Origin of the sequence: Mesorhizobium sp. WSM3864 (assembly GCF_002294955.1) — a bacterium.
Lineage (GTDB): Bacteria > Pseudomonadota > Alphaproteobacteria > Rhizobiales > Rhizobiaceae > Mesorhizobium.
Genome location: NZ_NSGD01000003.1, coordinates 38246 through 55009, shown reverse-complemented (window position 1 = coordinate 55009; position 16764 = coordinate 38246). Strand labels below are relative to the sequence as shown.

The window sequence follows — 16764 nt, the reverse complement described above, 5'->3', positions numbered from 1 at the left end:
TCCTGCGGTTTCACGCCTGGACGAACGTTGCCAAAGCGCGCCGATGAGACACTGCCCTCGTGAGTTCGAACGAGGGAGAATGACAATGACCTACATCAATATCAGAACCTGCCAGCCGAGCACCCGAGTTGCCGGCACGCTCGCCGCCAAGATCGCGTTAATCTTCGCCGGGTTCCAGCGCCGGTATCAGGACGCCATGCAGCGCAGGGCTTTGGCCGGTCTGTCCATTTCGGAGCTGAAGGATTTCGGCTATCCGGCCGATGAAGCCCCCGCGGATGCTGCGGCGCGCAGCCGCACCGCCGGGCGCCGCCCGCTGCGGTGAATCCGTCGCTTCTCCCGGAATTCAGGCCAGCGGCGCGCCCGGCAGATAAAGCGCAATCGGCCGGATCTCGTAGACGGCGGTGGGATTGACGCGCCTGAGATCGCGCGCCACCGCTATCGCCTCGTCCTGGTTGGCGCAATCCAGCACATAGAGGCCCAGCAACTGCTCCTTGGTCTCGGCAAAGGGGCCGTCGATCACCATGCCGTCGCCCGGACCGCGCAGCGTGACGGCTCTCGCCGTCTCGCCCAGCCTTGCCGCCGGGCCCAGCTTGCCGGCGCGGGTCAGCCCGTCGTTGATCTCGAGCAGGTCTTTCATGACGGCTGCATCCTCGTCGGGCGTCCAGGACTGGACGGTCTCTTCGACGTGATAGGCAAGGATTGCGTAGAACATGGTTCGGTTCCTCGTGCGGGGATCCGAAAATCAGAATCGATTTTTGCGTCGCTGACCTTCGGTTCGGTAAGGGTCATGCACCAAATTGAAGTGCTACGGCGTCCCGCGTCCTGGAGGATGCACGGCGCTGTAGGACGGGCCGCACTATCACAAGGATGGCGCGGCTGATCCAGTCCTCTGGAGCAGCCGGGAAAGCGCTTGCTGACTCAAACTGCCAGCGGCAGGCGCAGCTCCGTAAGCAGGCCGCCGCCGGGATGGTTGGAAAGGCTGATCTCGCCGCCGGCGCCGCGGGCGATGTTGCGGGCGATGGTCAGGCCGAGGCCGAGCCCGCCGGTCTCGCGGTTGCGCGACTGTTCGAGGCGCACGAAGGAACCGAACACCTGATCCAGCTTTGCCTGCGGAATGCCCGGCCCTTCATCGCGGATGCTGAGCGTGATTGTGTCGCCAGAGCGCTGCACGCCGATATGCGCCTTCTTGCCATAGGTGACGGCGTTCTGGACTAGATTGGTGATGCAGCGGCGCAGCGCCACCGGCCGCGCGATGCAGACCAGGCCGCGCGAAGGCGTGGCGTCCTCGTCGAACGAAGCGTCCTCGAACATGTCGGCGACCGCCTCCACCAGCGACCAGAAGTCGATCCGCTCGGCCTTTTCCTCGGTGACCTCGAATTTGGCGAAGTCGATCACCGAGCTTGCGATGCTCTCGATGTCGGCAAGGTCATGCGCCAGCGCTTCACGGGCCGGCGATTTGCGCAGCAGCTCGAGACGCAATCGCATCCTGGTCAGCGGCGTGCGCAGATCATGCGCCAGTGCCGCCGCCAGGTGCTCGCGGTCCTCGACATAGTCGCGCAGGCGCATCTGCATGGCGTTGACCGCCTTTGCCGCGGCGCGGATCTCGCGGCTGCCGGTCTCGGCGATGGGCGGGCTTTTGAGGTCCTTGCCGATGCGGTTCACCGCGGTCTCCATCATGCGATAGGGTGCGGTCAGCCGGCGCAGCGACCAGATCGACATCACGATGATCAGTCCCGCTATCAGCGAATAGAGCGGCAGGCTGTCCCAACTCAGGATCGGCCCAGCCGGCGTGATCGGCTCGGTGAAGTTCAGCCACTGGCCGTCGGAAAAGCGCAGCGATGCCGTCAGCTTGTCGCTCTGGGCGAAATCCGCGGCCAGCACCAGCAGATCGCGCTCGACCTGGCCGACATCCTTGTTCATCACCTGACCGTCCGGGACATCGGCTTCCTGCGTTGCCGGATCGCGCCGCACACGCGCGTCGGTGATGCCGAACTTGGACAGGCGGCCGACCAGGATGTCCTCCAGCTCGGCTAGCTGGTCATCGCCGGCGATCGAGGAAGTGACGGCGGGGGTGTCCGAAACGGTCAATGCGTAGGTGGCATTGAACAGGCCGGACGCGGTCGTCTTGCGTTCTTCAGGCGTGGCGTCATGCATCAGCTGCACCAGCGAATAGGCGCGGTCGTTCAGCCGGTAGAGATCAACCACATCGTTGGCAGCGGCGCGGTCGCGCGCCACGATATAAAGCGTCGCGACCTGGCTGATCATCAGGCCGGCAATGACGATGAGCAGAACCCAGACAGGCAGGGTTTGCGGCAGCAAGCGTCTCATTCGGAGGTCGTTTCGGGCAGAAACTGATAGCCGCCGCTGCGCACCGTCAAGATCAGCTTCGGCGTCTTGGGATCGTCCTCCATCTTGCGGCGCAGGCGGCTGACCAGGATGTCGACGCTGCGATCGAAGCTGTAACCGGTGTCGCCGCCGGACAACTCGATGAGCTGCTCGCGGGTGAGAACGCGTTGCGCGCTCTTGACGAAGGTCTGCAGCAGGTTGAACTCCGCCATCGTCAGTTCCACCCGCACGTCGTCAGGCGCCGTCAGCCGGCGGCGCGAGCAATCCATGGTCCAGCCGGCAAAGCGGTAGATCTGCTTGGCTGTGGGCCGGCGCGGCTCGGCCGTGCCGTTGCGCCTCAGCACCGCTCGGATGCGGGCGAGCAATTCGCGCGGATCGAAGGGTTTCGGCACATAGTCATCAGCCCCCATCTCGAGCCCGACGACGCGATCCGTCGTCTCCGTCACCGCGGTCAGCATGATGATCGGTGTCGTGTGATTGGCGCGGATCTCGCGGCACAGTTCCAGCCCGCTTTTACCGGGAAGCATCACATCGAGCACGATCAGGTCGACCTGCGCCCGGCGCAGGATCGACTCCATCTCGGTGCCGTCGGCGGCCACTGTCGTGCGCAGCCCCCGCTTCTGGAAAAACTCCTGAAGCAGGTCGCGTATGCCCTTGTCGTCATCGACGATCAGTATGTGCGAGTCGGATTTCACGAGAACCCCGCGATTTGTGTAGCCAAGCTGCCCTTCTGTGATCACCCACACGATAGAATTCGGGCCACATCTTGGCCAGTGGCGGCGACGTGGGACGGAATGGCTTCCCCAGAAACAATTCAGAAACAAAATTCTACACTCGGGAAAAACTCGTGAAAAATTTCAAGGGCATAACTGGTGCCGTGGCGGTCAGGTCATCGGCTGCGACGCAAGTTTCCGGAGTAACGGGCAAGACCGATGCAGAGGTTCTGGATCAGCGTGATGGGTGCTTTGCTTAGCATGTCGCTCATCACAGCCGCAGTCGGGGCCTCCAACGCAAAGGTAACGCCGCTGACCCGGACCGAGCGCTGCACCAATCTCAACCGTCAAGTTGACGAAGCCCTCGAAACCCATGCCGCGGCAACGCAGGTCACCGCGGCGAAGGCACTTCAAAGAAAGGGAAACCGGTTCTGCGCTGCCAAGAAACAGGCGCAGGGCATCCGGATGCTCGCAAACGCTTTGAAGCTGCTTGGAGTGACACCGATCGACCCGGTTCAGTGACGCTCAACTCCTCGACCCGCATGAAAAAGGAAATGAAGCCATGACAAAGTCCCTCCTCTCCGCCCTCGGCCTCGCTGTTGCTCTCGCTTTCTCGATGCCGGCTGTCAGCAACGCCGCCGCCACGACGACCGCCGCTCCGGCCGCCTCGACCACGACCACGGCTCCGGCCGCTGACGCTACGGCGAAGACCGCTCCGAAGAAGGTCGCCGCCAAGAAGGCCTGCAAGGTGACCAAGACCCACAAGTGCCCGGTCAAGAAGGCCCCGAAGAAGGACGCGAAGAAGTCCTAATCCAGGCTTCGATCCTGATCTTTCAAGACCGCTCCGGCCGAAACCGGCCGGGGCGGCTTCCAGCGGCCGAATCCTGACACCGGCAGCTTGCGCCGCGCCACTTCCTTAACCCGATCGCAATGCCGGTGCCGTAGGACAATCCGCATGAAGAAGCGGCTTTCGTCCATGATGCGCTCGCTGGCTCTCGGCGGCTTGGTTGTCACCGCGGCAGCAAGAGCGCTGATCATCTTGACAGCCAGCCCAGTGCCGGATCCCGCCAGCGGCAGGACCGAGCCGGAACTTTTCGCGCCGGCCATCTCATCGAGCTTCGACTACATCACGCCGGCACAGAGCTGGGTCCTGATCGTGCTGACGGGCGCGACGCTGATCGGCTTCGCCGCCTGGATGATTGGCGCGTTAATGGAGCGCGGTTCCAACATGGACGACGGTGCGTCGCACGATCGGTCGGCAGGGGCGTTGAAGCGCAAACAGCGCTATCCCACATAAGCCTTCATCGTCCCTCGATTCTCCGCCCTCCAGCGGACAAATGCTTCCCTGCCTGAGGGAGTGCAAGCCAGACCCAGTTTCCAGCTGGTGAATTCCAATGCCTGAGACCGTCCTCAAACCGCGTACCAAGACGCAGCCGAAGACCGAGCGGCCGAAGCTCTACAAGGTCATCCTGGTCAACGACGACTTCACGCCGCGGGAGTTCGTGGTGACGGTGCTTAAAGGCGAGTTCAAGCTCAGCGAGGATCAGGCGCATCGCGTGATGATCACTGCGCATACGCGCGGCGTCTGCGTGGTCGCCGTCTTCACGCGCGACGTTGCCGAGACCAAGGCCGCGCGAGCAACCGACGCCGGCAAGGCCAAGGGCTATCCGCTGCTGTTCACGACCGAGCCGGAAGAGTAGGGCGGCTCTGCCTCGCCCGTGTAGGCGAGGCCGCCGGCCGAGCAGGGTGAGGGTGGGGGCAAGCGCCGTATTCGATTGTTGCACGACGCCCCTCATCGGCGCTTCGGGCACCTTTCCCCGGAAGGGGGAGACGGAAAAGGCTCTACCTTCCTTCTCGATACCACATCGAGCCGATGGCCAGGAGCAGCAAGCCGAGGCCGAGGAAGCCGCCGAACAGCGGCACGCGCGAGACGGCCTTCAGCGTGCTGTCGTCGGTGGTGCGCAGCCCGATCCAATCGTTCCCCGATGCCGCCCCCGAGGAGCGGACCGGTACGATCGAAGGCAATGCCACACCGCCGGCAAGATCGCCAAGCATGGAGGATGGCGCGAGCCGGCGCACGCTGCCGCCGGTCGCCTCGGCCGGCGCCTTCAGCCTGTCCTCGGTGGAGACGACATCGGCGAATTCAGGCGCATTGATCGGGCCGACATGGGCAAGCGCGGTGAGGTCGCCGTTGCCGACCTGATAGAGGCCGATCTCGCTGGTCTGCAGGCTGCCCGTGAAAATCCCTGGTTCGGCTTTTTCCAGCTTGACGGTCATCGTCTTGCCGGAAGGCGTGATCACCTGGGCGGGGCCGGGATCGTCGCTCATCGTCTGGCGGCGGATTTCCAGCACCATGCCGCGGCCGTCGGCGGTCAGCCGCTCTTCTTCAAGTTCGGGTTCCTTCATCAGCCAATGGGCGATGCGCCGATAGAGCTGGACATGCGGCCCGCCGCCTTCGAAGCCGCGCGCCCACAGCCAGCCCTGATCGGAAAGCAGCATGCCGACCCGGCCTTCGCCCTTGCGGTCGAGCACAAGCAGGGGGCGGTCGTCGGCCCCTTTCATCACCACCGCGCCCTCGGGATTCTTGACGCCGATGGTGCGGAACCAGCGGCTCCAGCGGGGCGGATCGGCGGCGGAGCCGTCGAGCCCGCGCGTGACCGGGTGGCGCTGGCCGAGATCGGTGAGACGCGGATAGAAGGCCTTATCGACGACCTCGCCGCTCGGCATCGCGGGCAGGGCCGACATCAGCGGCGTTCGGGCGATGGAGCTTTCGCCGGCATATTCGGGGCCGGCGGCAATCAGCAGCGCGCCACCCTTTTCGACATATTCGGAGATGTAGTCGTAATACAGGATCGGCAGCACGTCGCGGTGCTGATAGCGATCGAAGATGATCAGATCGAAATCCTTGATTTTCTCGACGAACAGCTCGCGCGTCGGGAAGGCGATCAGCGACAGCTCGTTGATCGGGGTGCCGTCCTGCTTTTCCGGCGGTCGCAGAATGGTGAAGTGGACGAGGTCGACCGAAGCGTCGGATTTCAACAGGTTGCGCCAGGTGCGCTCGCCGGCATGCGGCTCGCCGGAGACCAGAAGCACGCGCAGATGATCGCGAATGCCGTCGACCAGCGCGATGGCGCGGTTGTTGGTGTCGGTCAACTCGCCCGGCTCGTGGTCGATCGAAAGCTGGACGATGTTGCGGCCCGCGTTGGGAATGGTGACTTCAAGCTTCATCGGCTGACCGATGGTCGCATGCTCGACAGAGACCTGCTCGCCATTGACCGAGACCCGCACGTCGACCGGGCCGCCCTGACCTTCCGTGGAAAGCACCCGATAGCTCATGTCGAGCGGCTTGCCGACGAGGCCAAAGCGCGGCGCGTTCTCGAAGCGGATGCGGCGGTCCTTCTCGTGCTCGTTGCCCGTGATCAGCGCATGGAGCGGCGCGTTGAATTCCGGAGCGCCGGCCGGCGCGTCATGCACCTCGCCATCGGTGATCATGATGGCGCCGCCGATGCGCGAGGGCGGCACATCGCGGAAAGCGCTTTCCAGCGCGCCGAACAGCCTGGTTTCCGTGCGCTCATCGGCGGCCTCGGATTTGCCGGCCTCGACGACGCGGACGTCGAATTGCTTGAAGCGGCCGAGGCGCTGCTGAAGGCCCGTCAGCGCTTCGTCGGTCTGCTTGGTGCGGTCGCCGATGTCCTGGCTCTGGCTGCGATCGACGATGACCGCGACGACGCTCTTCAATGCCTCGCGTTCCTCGTCGAGGAAAACGGGATTGAGCAGTGCCGCGCCCAGCGCAAGCAGGGCGATGAAGCGCAGGACAGAGCCGCGCTGACGGAACCACAGGCCGGCCAGCGCGAGCAGCGCGAGCGGCACGATGACGACCCAGAACAGCGGCCAGGAAACGAGCGGCTCGAAGGAGATCGACCAGTTCATGAACTACTGTCCCAGCCGTTCGAGCAGGACGGGCACATGCACCTGGTCGGATTTGTAGTTGCCGGTCAGCATGTACATCATGATGTTGACGCCGGCGCGCAGCGCGTAGACGCGCTGCATCGGATCCGGCGGCACGGTCGGCAGCATCGGATCGCCGTTCTCGTCGACCGCCCAGGCGCCGGCGAAATCATTACCGGTGATCATGATCGGGGAGACGCCGTCGCCGGTGCGCACGGGACGGTTCTCGGTGTTGCTGGCATCGAGCGAGGCTTCGACCCAGAGCGGACTGCCGTTGAAGCGGCCGGGAAACTCGGGAAGGATGAAGAAGGACTTCGTCAGCACATGGTCCGAGGGCACCGGCTCCAGCGGCGGCACGTTCAGATTGCCGAGAATATCGCGCAGCCGCTCGGTGGCCGGGCTTGCCGAGCCGGCGCCGATGCCGTTGGAGAACTGGTCGCGCGTGTCGAAGAGAACCGTGCCGCCCTGCTGCATATAGGCGTCGATGCGGGCGATCGCGGCTTCGCTGGGCATCGGCGCGGTAGCGTCGATTGGCCAGTAGATCAGCGGATAGAAGGTCAGTTCATCCTTGGAGATGTCGACACCCGCCGGCGGGCCGGGTTCCAGCGCGGTCTTCTCGATGAGGAAGCGGGTGAGGCCTTCGAGGCCGGCGCGGCTGATTGAATCGACGCCGGGCTCGCCGGTGATGACATAGGCGATGCGAGTTTTCGAAATGTCCTCGATGGCCTGGGCATCGCCCGGCTTCGAATCATCGGCGCGGGCAAAGTCGGCGTGGCCGAAGAGCCCGCCGAACACGATCAGCAGGGCAGCGGCGGTCGCCGCGGCGCGGCGCGGCCGGCGCGAGAACAGCCCACCCATCCAGAACACGGCAAGCGTGTCGAGCACCATCAGCAAGAGGGCCAATGTGACCAGCGGGCCTTTCAGGTTCTCCGATTCGTCGAAGGCGTAAGGGATGGCCGTCACCGGCAGCGAGACCTGTGGCCGAGCAAGCGGCGTGAATGTGCTCGAGGCGTTGAGCAGGTTATGCGCGAAAACGCCGGTTTCCGAACCGTAGAGGCCGGGCGGGTTTTCCAGTGTCACCGGAAGCGGGCCGGCGGCGGGCACGAGCGGCCGCGCATCGGGTGTCGGCGGCACCAGCGCGCCGTCGGCGCCGATCATGCGATAGGGCGCCAGCGATGCTGCGGCCGCCTCGGCATTGGCGACCGCGGCGCCCTGGTTGCGCGACAATTGCACGATGCGTCTCAGCATCTCGACGAAGCTGCCGGAGATCGGCAGGTTCGACCAGGTCGCCTCCGGTGTCACGTGGAAGAGCACCAGCGTTCCCTTGTCCTTCTTCATGCCCGTGACCAGCGGCGTGCCGTCGGCAAGCGTCGCCCAGGTGCGCTCGACGATGTCGGGCGTCGGCTCGGCCAGCACCTGCCGGCTGACCGTCACCTCCGTCGGCGGCGCGAGGTCGGCGAACGGGCCGTTCTTCGGGAATTCGGTGACCGGTTGCGGCGTCGTCCACGAAAGCGCGCCGCCCAGCGCGCGCTCGCCGCTGCGCAGCCGGACCGGCAAGAGATCATCGTCGTTGCCGGCGGCAGCCAGCCTTGAACCGGCAAAACGCACCAGCGTGCCGCCATTGTTCACCCAGTCGACCAGCCGTTGCCGGACCTGCGCAGGGATGGTGCCGACATCGGCCATGATGATCATCGCCGGCTTCTGGTCGAGAAGCTGCGGAATGGCATCGGCCAGATCGGCGCTCGACGGCTCCACCAGATCGGCGAAAGGCTGCAGGGCGCGGCGAATGTAATAGAGCGGCGACAGCAGCGGCTGCGCCTGGTCTGCCTCGGCCTGCGAAAGCAGACCGACGCGGCGGCGCTTGGAGCTCTCGTCCAGCACGCGAACGGCACCGGCCTGGTGCTCGCCATCGAGTGCTATCGAGGCGAAGTCGTTGCGCAACTCGAACGGCACCTTCATCGTTCCGGTGGCGGTGGCCTGACCCGGCGCGAAGGTCAGAGTCGCGTCGGCGATGCGGCGGCCCTTGTCGTCGAAGGCGCCCGCGGTAACCTGCGCCGGCGCCGGATCGCCCGGCGCGCGGATGGCGGTGAGCGTGAAGCCGTCGACCTGATTGTCGGCGCCGGTCAGGCCAGTGAGCGAGAGCCGGTCCGAGGTAGCCCAGACCAGCCTCGCGGCATTCTTTTCCAGGAGCGTCTTGAACGCCGCTTCGTCGCCGGTGGCGGCAAGGCCATCGGCAAGCACGGCAACGCTGGCGCCGGGCAGGCGCTCCAAAGTGGCTGCGACGCGGGCATAGACGGCGGGGCGGTCGGTCGGGATCGGGCGCGGCTTTGCCGCGCGCAGGCGGTCGAGCGCGGCCGATGCATCGAAGGGGCCGATCTCGGCATTCGGCTTCTCGGCGGTAAAGGCGATGACGACCGGCACGCCGTTCGAGCCGGCGTCGGCAATCAGCCGCTCGGCGGTGGCGACGCGCTTGCCCCAGTCGGCGGCGCTTGCCCAGTCATTGTCGATGACCAGCGCGAGCGCCGAGCCCTCCGCCGGCAGCTTTTCGCGCGGATTGAAGATCGGCTCGGCGAGCGCGGTGACGACAAGGGCGGCCATCAGCAGGCGGAGCAATGTCAGCCACCAGGGGCTTTGATGCGGCGTCTCCTCGCGCCTCAGGACGCGGGCGAGGATCCTCAGCGGCGGAAAGACTTCGGTCCGCGGCCTGGGCGGCGTCAGCCTCAGCAGGTACCAGATCACCGGCAGGGCCAGCAGCCCCCACAGCACCATCGGCGCGCCGAAGGAAAGCGGCAGCCAACTCATGCGACCGCCTTTCCGGCATCACCGCCCGCGGTCAGCCCGGCATGACCGCCACCGGCGGTCAGCCCTGCATGACCCGAGGTCAGACCCGGACGGCTGCTGTCGGCGGTCATCGCCATGTGGACGCGCACGAGCGCCTCGGAGGCGAGGCGGTCGGTATGATTGACGGTAAAGCTCCAGCCGAGGCGCTTGCACCAGCCGGCGAGTTCCTGGCGGCGAGCGATATAGAGCAGGCGGTATTCGTCTTTGAGCGTTTCGGCGCGGCCGGCGGTCAGCTTGTCGCCGGTCTCGGGATCGGTGAATTCGGTGCGGCCGGCATAGGGGAAGGTCTCCTCGGCCGGGTCGGCGACCTCGATCAGATGCGCGCGCACGCCGTGACGGGCGAGCACGTCGAGCCAGGCCATGGTCTCCTCGACCGGATCGAGAAAGTCGCTGACAATGACGATGTCGCAGAAGCGGCGGATGGTGGAGAGATCGGGCTTCGCCGCCAGGTTGCCGGCATGGCTGAGCTGGGCCGCGATGCGTTCGGCGCCGTTGCGGGCGGTGAACGGGTCGGTGAGGCCCGGCCAGGCGATGCGCTCGCCGCTGCGCGACAGGAGCTCGGCCAACGCAAGCGCCAGCACCAGCGCGCGCGATTCCTTGGAAACGCCGGCTCCCGAGGATTTGTAGAGCATCGACGGGGAGGGGTCCGACCAGAGCCAGACGGTATGGGCCGCCTCCCACTCGCGGTCGCGCACATAGGTGTGGTCGTCGCGGGCCGAGCGGCGCCAGTCGATGCGCGAGGCATCGCCTTCGACATAGGGGCGGAACTGCCAGAAATTCTCGCCTATGCCGCGCTTGCGGCGGCCATGCCAGCCGGCGATCACCGTGTTGACGATGCGGCGCGCCTCGACCAGCAGATCCGGCACCAGAGAGGCCCGCAACCGGCCACGGGCGAGCGCGTCGCGCGTCGCAACCGGTGCCTGGACCTCGCCTATTCGACCCATCAGATGCCTTTTGCCAGTTTCGCCACCACGTCGCGCACGGATGTGCCTTCCGCGCGGGCGGCGAAGGTCAGCGCCATGCGATGCTGCAGCACCGGTTCGGCGAGGGCACGGATGTCGTCGACCGACGGCGCCAGCCTGCCATCATATAGGGCGCGTGCTCGGGCGCACAGGGTCAGCGCCTGGCTGGCGCGCGGACCAGGACCCCAGGCGACATGCTTGTCGGTGTCGGCAATCCCCTGACCGGGACGAGCCGAGCGCACCAGCTTGAGGATCGCTTCGACGACGCTTTCGGGCACCGGCATGCGGCGGATCAGCGTCTGAATTTCCTTCAGCCTGGCTGGCTGCAGCACATTGTCGGCCTTGGCCTCCTCGACGCCAGTGGTTTCGAGCAGGATGCGGCGTTCGGCCTCGATCTCCGGATAGAGGATGTCGACCTGCATCAGGAAACGATCGAGCTGCGCTTCCGGCAGCGGATAGGTGCCTTCCTGCTCCAGCGGGTTCTGCGTCGCCAGCACGTGGAAGGGCGACGGCAGGTCGTGGCGAGCGCCGGCAATGGTGACGTGATATTCCTGCATCGCCTGCAGCAGCGCAGACTGGGTGCGCGGCGAGGCACGGTTGATCTCGTCGGCCATCAAAAGCTGCGAAAAGATAGGCCCGCGGAGGAAGCGGAAGGATCGTTTGCCAAGCTCATCCTGCTCCATGACTTCGGAGCCGAGGATGTCGGACGGCATCAGGTCGGGCGTGAACTGGATGCGGCGGGAATCGAGGCCGAGCACGATGCCCAGTGTCTCGACCAGCTTGGTCTTGGCGAGGCCTGGCACGCCGACGAGGAGCGCATGCCCGCCGGCAAGCAGCGCAACCAGCGTGCGCTCGACAACGGCTTCCTGGCCGAAGATCACGCGGCCTACGGCGTCGCGGACCTTGGAGATGTCGGACAGCGCCTTCTCGGCCTGCTCGATCATCGCCTTGTCGCTCAACGGGCTTTCCTTGATCATCACGCTCATGCCGTTCGATCCTTGTGGTTGGAAATACCGGCTTGCATTCTCGATTCGCAGAATGCCGCGATTCGGCCTCGCCCGGCGCCTGCGATTGAACTTAAATCACAGGCTTGGGCTGACAAGGCTGACAATCCGGACAACAGTGACTATTTCGTGACCATGACGCATCGCACAGAATCCGGTGAAAAGGGCCTGACCAGCGCCACCGAGGCGCGCGGGCTGGAGGCGCTGATCTCGCGCGCGGCGCGCGCCGGCAAGGGGCCGGCTCCGGTGGAGCGCTGGAATCCGGACTTCTGCGGCGACCTCGATATGGAGATCAGGGCCGACGGCACCTGGTTCTACCTCGGCACGCCGATCGGGCGCATGCCGCTGGTGCAGCTCTTTTCCAGCGTGTTGCGCAAGGACGCCGACGGCAAGACCTATCTGGTGACGCCGGTGGAGCGCGTCGGCATCCGCGTCGCCGACGCGCCCTTCATCGCCGTCGAGATGAACGTGTCCGGGACCGGCAACGGCCAGCTCATCACGTTCCGCACCAATGTCGGGGACGTGGTCACCGCCGGGCCCGGCCATCCGCTGCGCTTCGTCGACGAGGACGCCACCGGCGGGCTCAAGCCTTATGTGCTGGTGCGCGGGCGGCTGGAAGCCTTGGTGGCGCGGCCGGTGATGTACGAATTGGTCGAGCATGGAGAGGTGATCGACGTCGGCGGCAGGGCAATGTTCGCCGTCCGCTCCGGCGGCGAAGTCTATCCGATCATGCCGGCCGAAAAGCTCGAGCGGCTAAGCGCGTGATGGACCAGGTGGCTCCGGTGCCGTTCTCGATCGCGGATTTTCGCGCCCGCGCAGCGGCGCAGGCCGAGGTGCAATCCGGCGACGAGTTCGGCGACCACCGCTTCAATCCAGGGCATCCCAGGCTGAAGCATATAAAACCGCTGCGCGACGCCGCGGTGCTGATCCCGGTCGTCGATCACGCCGACGGCGCCACGGTGCTGCTCACCAAGCGGGCCGAGAAGCTGCGCAGCCATTCCGGCCAGGTCGCCTTTCCCGGCGGCACCATCGATCCGACCGATCCCAGTCCTGAGGCCACAGCGCTGCGGGAGACATTCGAGGAGATCGGCCTCGACCGCGATCACATCGAAATTGTCGGCCGCATGCCCGACTATGTCTCCGGCAGCGGCTACCGCATCGTGCCGGTGCTTTCGGTGGTGCGGCCCGGCTTTTCGCTGATGCTCAACGCCGACGAGGTCGACGCCGCCTTCGAGGTGCCGCTGCGCTTCCTGATGGACCCTGTCAACCACGCGCGCGACAGCCGCATGTGGAACGACCTCGAATGGTTCTTCTACGAGATGCCCTATGGCGGCCAGCGGATCTGGGGCGTCACCGCCGGCATCATCCGCACACTCTATGAAAGGCTCTATGCGTGAGCGCTGAGGTGTCTCTCTCGGGCAGGGCCGATTGGCTGGGCGAAAAGCATCTGCAGAAGCTGCTTGCCGCGCTGAAGGAGGGCGGCGAGGAGGCGCGGGTGGCCGGTGGAGCGGTGCGCAATGCGCTGATCGGCCAGCCGGTCGCCGACATTGACATTGCCACCACGACGGTGCCCGAGGACACGATCCACCGCGCCCAGGCCGCCGGCTTCAAGACCGTGCCGACAGGGATCGAGCACGGCACCGTCACGGCAATCGCCGGCGGCAAGGCCTATGAGGTCACGACGCTCAGGGCCGACATCGAGACCGACGGTCGGCGGGCGAAAGTCATCTTCGGGCGCGACTGGAAAGCCGACGCCGCGCGGCGCGACTTCACCATCAATGCGCTTTATGCCGAAGCCGACGGCGCCATCGTCGACCTTGTCGGCGGCGTCGCCGATATCGAGGCGCGGCGGCTGCGCTTCATCGGCGATCCGGAAGCGCGCATCCGCGAGGATTATCTTCGTATCCTGCGCTTCTTCCGCTTCTTCGCCTGGTATGGCGACGGCCGGCCGGACGCCGAGGGCTTGAAGGCCTGCGCCAGGCTGAAGGACGGGCTCGGCAGGCTTTCGGCCGAACGCGTGTGGTCCGAACTGAAGAAGCTGCTTTCGGCGCCCGACCCCTCGCGCGCCCTGCTGTGGATGCGCCAGGCCGGCGTCCTCACCGCCGTGCTGCCGGAGAGCGAGAAATGGGGCATCGACGCCATCCACGGGCTGGTCAGGACCGAAAAGGATCTCGGCTGGGATGCCGATCCGCTGCTCAGGCTGGAGGCCGTCGTTCCGCCGGATGCCGCGCGCATGAAGACGCTTGCCGAAAGGCTCAGATTTTCAACCGCCGAGGGGGAGCGCCTGCGACACTGGGCACTGACGGTTCCGCCTGAACCCAAGACGACCGAGACGGAATTGTCGAAGAAGCTCTATTTCGGCGACCGCGAAGGCTTCGTCGATCGCCTGCGGCTCGCGCTCGCCGCCGCGCGGACACGGGCCATCGAGGACGATCGGGCGATGATGGAAGCCGGCAGTTTCTCGCGCCTGCTCGGCTTCGCCTTGAAATGGCAAAAGCCGAGCTTTCCGATAAAGGGGGCCGACCTGACCGAACTCGGCGCCGCGCCCGGCCCGAAGCTTGGCGCCACGCTGAAGAATCTCGAAAGGGAATGGGTGGATTCAGCATTCGCCATGGATCGCGGCGCGCTGCTCAAACGCGCCGCGCAGGCACTCGAGGCTTAGATGAGTCCTACATCGTGGCGCCGCTCAGCGTATCGCGACCGGGGCCAGGGCGCGCGAAAGGCTTGCCTCGCCCTTGCCGTAGACTGAGGGGTTGTAGTTGACCAGCGTGTCGGTGCGAGCCGTGTTGAGCAGGTCGTTGGTGATCTGAACCGGGGTCGCCTTGGTGAATTTGCTGCCGATGATTGCGGCATATCCGGAGACGATAGGCGCGGCGAACGACGTGCCGTAAAGGCCGGTCTTGTCGCCTTCGACGCCGACCACCAGGAAATGGCTCTGCACGGTCGGGTCGGAGCCGGCGTAATTGGAATACCAGGCAAGCTGAGCCTTGTTTGACGCCGTGCCGTTTGTGGACAGCGCGCCAACAAAGATCGCCGTCGGTTTGCCGATCAGAGCGAGATCGAGATAATCCTGCTGTCCGCTAGTGACGCCGCCGACCGCAACCGAATCGTTGCCAGCCGCTTTCGAGACGATGGCCGATCCCTTGCTGGCGTAGGAGATGATCGATTGCTCCTCCGGGGCCCAGCGGATCTGGTTCACGCTGTAACCCGCGTTCGCGTACATGCCGTAGCTGAGGTTGAGGACGTTGCGGCCACTTGCCAGCGGGACGGCCGAACCCGTCGAGAAGTCCTTGGAGCGGATGGTCGCCGCAGGAGCGATCATGCTTGCTTCCTCGCGCGTCCACTCTCCGTGCCGCTGATATTGCGTGCCGAGGCCGAAATTGCCGGAGAAGCGCGATGAGCTGCTGAAGTCGTCGATGATGGTGATGGTGACGCCCTTGCCCTTGTAGCCAGCCGCCCACGCGGCGCCGACATCGGGGCTCATCCAGCTCTGCACCGCTTGTGTCGTGCGCGCAACCGGTATCTTTGCGCTTACGCATATGGACCCGCCGCCGTGGCACAGCGCGGCCGCCTGGTCCGCGTCGAGAGCTTCCTGCGCCGACGCGATGGATGCCGGCAGAATGGTCAGTGCCGCGGCAATGCCGAGCTTCCAGAAATTACCAGACATGGTCTTACTCCCGGTCAAAGCAGGAACGAGGACTGACGATCGCGAAGTTCGGGAGCAGGAAGATTTCTCATGCGCGGCATCCCGGCGATCAGAAAGTAACACGGTAGTTGAGCCACAGGCGCAGCCTTTCGGGGGTAGCGTTAACCAGATATTTCAGCGTGTCCTCAGGCGCCGTCTCCCCGGCCGCAAGCCGGCAGTTGACGCTGTAGGTGCCCAGATCCCCATAATCGGCCACGCAGGGCTTTTCGCTCAGGTTGCCGCCGAAGGTCGAGGTAACGGAAAGGGAGAGAGTGCTGTTGAGGCTCGGATGGGTCTGGGTGAGAAAACCGAGCTTGAGGCTCGGCGCGATGCGGTACTTCTCGGCTTGTTCCCCGGTTCCCACTCCCCACAGAAAGCCGCTGTCTTCGGTAAGTTGCGTGATGAAGTCGACGTGCATGTCGACCCAATCGCTGTGGTACCAACGATTGAACGAGACCCAGCTCCCGTCCTGCAGCTCATAGCCGCCATTGCCGAGAGCTCTGGCGCGGTCGCTGAGCCATGACCCCTGGTGGATGTTCACGAGGGACGTGGTCATTTCCTGGGCCATCGACGGCGAGGCGCCAACGACTAGGCACAGCAACAGTGCGGCTGCGCCGAAACCGTCTCGTTTGTTGGATCTTTCGCGCATGCGCGAAGCACCTCGCCCCACCGGATCCAGACGCGCCTTGTGGCGGACGGCTCCTCGGGCAGCCGCGGTCGCCGGATCATGCGCGACGATCGCATGGAGACCGTTACCGCGGGGTTATCCAAGCCGGTACGAATATAAGTTTTTGCTTGAATTCGGCGAAGCCAGGCCGTTGCCAGCGATCAGACGCAAACGAAGCGAGATGCGCCGGATGCTGCATCCAACTCGCCGGCTTTGCCAATGGTCGTCCGAAAACGGTGACCCGATGCCTCAGGCCGCGTCGCGGACCTTTTGGATGCGCGAGCGGATCGCCTCGATCATGGTCTCGCGGATGGTGGTTTCGCCATGGGTTTCACGCATGTGCTCGACGGCGCGGCGCATGACCTCGGCTTCCTCCTCGGCGCGCGTGTGCCAATCGCAGCCCGGGACGAGTGTCCCGCATTGGAACTCCTTCATGGTTTTTCCTTTCCTAGGTCCGGAGCCCTGATTCCGCTCCTTGTTGTCATGCAATTCCGCATGGAAAGCAGCATCGCATTTTCCTGAAATTGCCCCGGTGGAAAACCATAACACATGTCGCCGGCTTCGGTTGCATTGGAGCCGGTGGCGAATTGTTTTTTCA

At 65.2% G+C, this 16764-nt stretch carries 19 protein-coding genes; 8 read left to right on the top strand and 11 right to left on the bottom strand.

Features of this window, described 5'->3' with window-relative positions; all coding sequences use genetic code 11:
- Positions 1–85 precede the first annotated feature (85 nt).
- Positions 86–322 (top strand): hypothetical protein, encoded by a 237-nt coding sequence (locus CK215_RS08150; RefSeq protein WP_040996927.1) that lies wholly within the window; start codon positions 86–88, stop codon positions 320–322.
- 21 nt (positions 323–343) lie between these two features.
- Here the strand turns inward: CK215_RS08150 and CK215_RS08145 are convergent, their stop codons facing one another.
- From CK215_RS08145 to CK215_RS08135, 3 genes are all read right to left on the bottom strand, one after another.
- A complete protein-coding gene (locus CK215_RS08145) occupies positions 344–712 on the bottom strand; it encodes a YciI family protein (protein WP_095830643.1) in 369 nt (122 codons plus the stop codon).
- Between the two features lie 206 nt (positions 713–918).
- Positions 919–2328 carry an ATP-binding protein gene (locus CK215_RS08140; RefSeq protein WP_095830642.1) on the bottom strand — a complete coding sequence of 470 codons (1410 nt, stop codon included), beginning with the start codon at positions 2326–2328 and terminating at the stop codon, positions 919–921.
- Entirely contained in the window at positions 2325–3041 is a 717-nt protein-coding gene (locus tag CK215_RS08135; RefSeq protein WP_066994281.1) for a response regulator transcription factor, read from the bottom strand. The genes CK215_RS08140 and CK215_RS08135 overlap by 4 nt, the downstream gene beginning before the upstream one ends.
- A gap of 237 nt (positions 3042–3278) precedes the next feature.
- On the opposite strand from CK215_RS08135, the gene CK215_RS08130 reads away from it, so the two are divergent.
- Positions 3279–3581: a hypothetical protein gene (locus tag CK215_RS08130; protein ID WP_066994286.1), complete on the top strand. Its 303-nt coding sequence runs from the start codon at positions 3279–3281 to the stop codon at positions 3579–3581.
- Between the two features lie 40 nt (positions 3582–3621).
- Positions 3622–3870: a hypothetical protein gene (locus CK215_RS08125; protein ID WP_066994288.1), complete on the top strand. Its 249-nt coding sequence runs from the start codon at positions 3622–3624 to the stop codon at positions 3868–3870.
- Here CK215_RS08125 and CK215_RS31270 read toward each other — a convergent pair.
- Positions 3867–4037, bottom strand: coding sequence for a hypothetical protein (locus tag CK215_RS31270; protein WP_170950257.1), 171 nt, complete (start codon positions 4035–4037; stop codon positions 3867–3869). The genes CK215_RS08125 and CK215_RS31270 overlap by 4 nt on opposite strands.
- On the opposite strand from CK215_RS31270, the gene CK215_RS08120 reads away from it, so the two are divergent.
- Both CK215_RS08120 and clpS read left to right on the top strand, forming a co-directional pair.
- On the top strand, positions 4036–4356 hold the full coding sequence (locus CK215_RS08120; protein ID WP_245418642.1) for a hypothetical protein: 321 nt from the start codon (positions 4036–4038) through the stop codon (positions 4354–4356). The genes CK215_RS31270 and CK215_RS08120 overlap by 2 nt on opposite strands.
- 97 nt (positions 4357–4453) lie before the next feature.
- Entirely contained in the window at positions 4454–4759 is a 306-nt protein-coding gene (gene clpS / locus CK215_RS08115) for an ATP-dependent Clp protease adapter ClpS (RefSeq protein WP_040989718.1), read from the top strand.
- 142 nt (positions 4760–4901) lie between these two features.
- On the opposite strand, the gene CK215_RS08110 is transcribed toward clpS, so the two are convergent.
- Genes CK215_RS08110 through CK215_RS08095 form a run of 4 tightly spaced genes read right to left on the bottom strand, consistent with a single transcriptional unit; the run spans position 4902 to position 11796 of the window.
- Positions 4902–6989, bottom strand: a complete 2088-nt coding sequence (locus tag CK215_RS08110) for a hypothetical protein (protein WP_095801685.1) — start codon at positions 6987–6989, stop codon at positions 4902–4904.
- 3 nt (positions 6990–6992) lie between these two features.
- Positions 6993–9809 (bottom strand): DUF4159 domain-containing protein, encoded by a 2817-nt coding sequence (locus CK215_RS08105; protein WP_095830641.1) that lies wholly within the window; start codon positions 9807–9809, stop codon positions 6993–6995.
- Positions 9806–10792, bottom strand: coding sequence for a DUF58 domain-containing protein (locus tag CK215_RS08100; RefSeq protein WP_067326514.1), 987 nt, complete (start codon positions 10790–10792; stop codon positions 9806–9808). The genes CK215_RS08105 and CK215_RS08100 overlap by 4 nt, the downstream gene beginning before the upstream one ends.
- On the bottom strand, positions 10792–11796 hold the full coding sequence (locus CK215_RS08095) for a MoxR family ATPase (RefSeq protein ID WP_066994299.1): 1005 nt from the start codon (positions 11794–11796) through the stop codon (positions 10792–10794). Before CK215_RS08095 ends, CK215_RS08100 begins: the two co-directional genes overlap by 1 nt.
- A 153-nt stretch (positions 11797–11949) precedes the next feature.
- Between CK215_RS08095 and CK215_RS08090 the strand changes: the two genes are divergently transcribed.
- The 3 genes from CK215_RS08090 to CK215_RS08080 are packed head-to-tail and all read left to right on the top strand — an operon-like array spanning position 11950 to position 14476.
- A complete protein-coding gene (locus tag CK215_RS08090; protein WP_066994892.1) occupies positions 11950–12579 on the top strand; it encodes a DUF1285 domain-containing protein in 630 nt (209 codons plus the stop codon).
- Positions 12579–13211, top strand: coding sequence for a CoA pyrophosphatase (locus CK215_RS08085; protein ID WP_066994302.1), 633 nt, complete (start codon positions 12579–12581; stop codon positions 13209–13211). Before CK215_RS08090 ends, CK215_RS08085 begins: the two co-directional genes overlap by 1 nt.
- A complete protein-coding gene (locus CK215_RS08080; RefSeq protein WP_066994305.1) occupies positions 13208–14476 on the top strand; it encodes a CCA tRNA nucleotidyltransferase in 1269 nt (422 codons plus the stop codon). The genes CK215_RS08085 and CK215_RS08080 overlap by 4 nt, the downstream gene beginning before the upstream one ends.
- A 24-nt stretch (positions 14477–14500) precedes the next feature.
- On the opposite strand, the gene CK215_RS31745 is transcribed toward CK215_RS08080, so the two are convergent.
- From CK215_RS31745 to CK215_RS08065, 3 genes are all read right to left on the bottom strand, one after another.
- Positions 14501–15481, bottom strand: a complete 981-nt coding sequence (locus tag CK215_RS31745) for a S8/S53 family peptidase (RefSeq protein WP_082980442.1) — start codon at positions 15479–15481, stop codon at positions 14501–14503.
- An 88-nt stretch (positions 15482–15569) separates the two neighbouring features.
- The gene (locus CK215_RS08070; protein WP_066994307.1) at positions 15570–16148 is read right to left on the bottom strand and encodes a hypothetical protein; all 579 of its coding nucleotides are present in this window, start codon (positions 16146–16148) and stop codon (positions 15570–15572) included.
- A 267-nt stretch (positions 16149–16415) separates the two neighbouring features.
- Positions 16416–16601, bottom strand: a complete 186-nt coding sequence (locus CK215_RS08065) for a DUF1059 domain-containing protein (protein WP_066994310.1) — start codon at positions 16599–16601, stop codon at positions 16416–16418.
- Positions 16602–16764: the final 163 nt, after the last annotated feature.

What these genes read in the sequence shown, in the direction of transcription:
- CK215_RS08150 (WP_040996927.1), top strand. Translation starts at nt 86, where the DNA reads ATGACCTACATCAATATCAGAACCTGCCAGCCGAGCACCCGAGTTGCC.
- CK215_RS08145 (WP_095830643.1), bottom strand. Translation starts at nt 712, where the DNA reads ATGTTCTACGCAATCCTTGCCTATCACGTCGAAGAGACCGTCCAGTCC.
- CK215_RS08140 (WP_095830642.1), bottom strand. Translation starts at nt 2,328, where the DNA reads ATGAGACGCTTGCTGCCGCAAACCCTGCCTGTCTGGGTTCTGCTCATC.
- CK215_RS08130 (WP_066994286.1), top strand. Translation starts at nt 3,279, where the DNA reads ATGCAGAGGTTCTGGATCAGCGTGATGGGTGCTTTGCTTAGCATGTCG.
- CK215_RS08125 (WP_066994288.1), top strand. Translation starts at nt 3,622, where the DNA reads ATGACAAAGTCCCTCCTCTCCGCCCTCGGCCTCGCTGTTGCTCTCGCT.
- CK215_RS08120 (WP_245418642.1), top strand. Translation starts at nt 4,036, where the DNA reads ATGATGCGCTCGCTGGCTCTCGGCGGCTTGGTTGTCACCGCGGCAGCA.
- CK215_RS31270 (WP_170950257.1), bottom strand. Translation starts at nt 4,037, where the DNA reads ATGGACGAAAGCCGCTTCTTCATGCGGATTGTCCTACGGCACCGGCAT.
- clpS (WP_040989718.1), top strand. Translation starts at nt 4,454, where the DNA reads ATGCCTGAGACCGTCCTCAAACCGCGTACCAAGACGCAGCCGAAGACC.
- CK215_RS08110 (WP_095801685.1), bottom strand. Translation starts at nt 6,989, where the DNA reads ATGAACTGGTCGATCTCCTTCGAGCCGCTCGTTTCCTGGCCGCTGTTC.
- CK215_RS08105 (WP_095830641.1), bottom strand. Translation starts at nt 9,809, where the DNA reads ATGAGTTGGCTGCCGCTTTCCTTCGGCGCGCCGATGGTGCTGTGGGGG.
- CK215_RS08100 (WP_067326514.1), bottom strand. Translation starts at nt 10,792, where the DNA reads ATGGGTCGAATAGGCGAGGTCCAGGCACCGGTTGCGACGCGCGACGCG.
- CK215_RS08095 (WP_066994299.1), bottom strand. Translation starts at nt 11,796, where the DNA reads ATGAGCGTGATGATCAAGGAAAGCCCGTTGAGCGACAAGGCGATGATC.
- CK215_RS08090 (WP_066994892.1), top strand. Translation starts at nt 11,950, where the DNA reads ATGACGCATCGCACAGAATCCGGTGAAAAGGGCCTGACCAGCGCCACC.
- CK215_RS08085 (WP_066994302.1), top strand. Translation starts at nt 12,579, where the DNA reads ATGGACCAGGTGGCTCCGGTGCCGTTCTCGATCGCGGATTTTCGCGCC.
- CK215_RS31745 (WP_082980442.1), bottom strand. Translation starts at nt 15,481, where the DNA reads ATGTCTGGTAATTTCTGGAAGCTCGGCATTGCCGCGGCACTGACCATT.
- CK215_RS08070 (WP_066994307.1), bottom strand. Translation starts at nt 16,148, where the DNA reads ATGCGCGAAAGATCCAACAAACGAGACGGTTTCGGCGCAGCCGCACTG.
- CK215_RS08065 (WP_066994310.1), bottom strand. Translation starts at nt 16,601, where the DNA reads ATGAAGGAGTTCCAATGCGGGACACTCGTCCCGGGCTGCGATTGGCAC.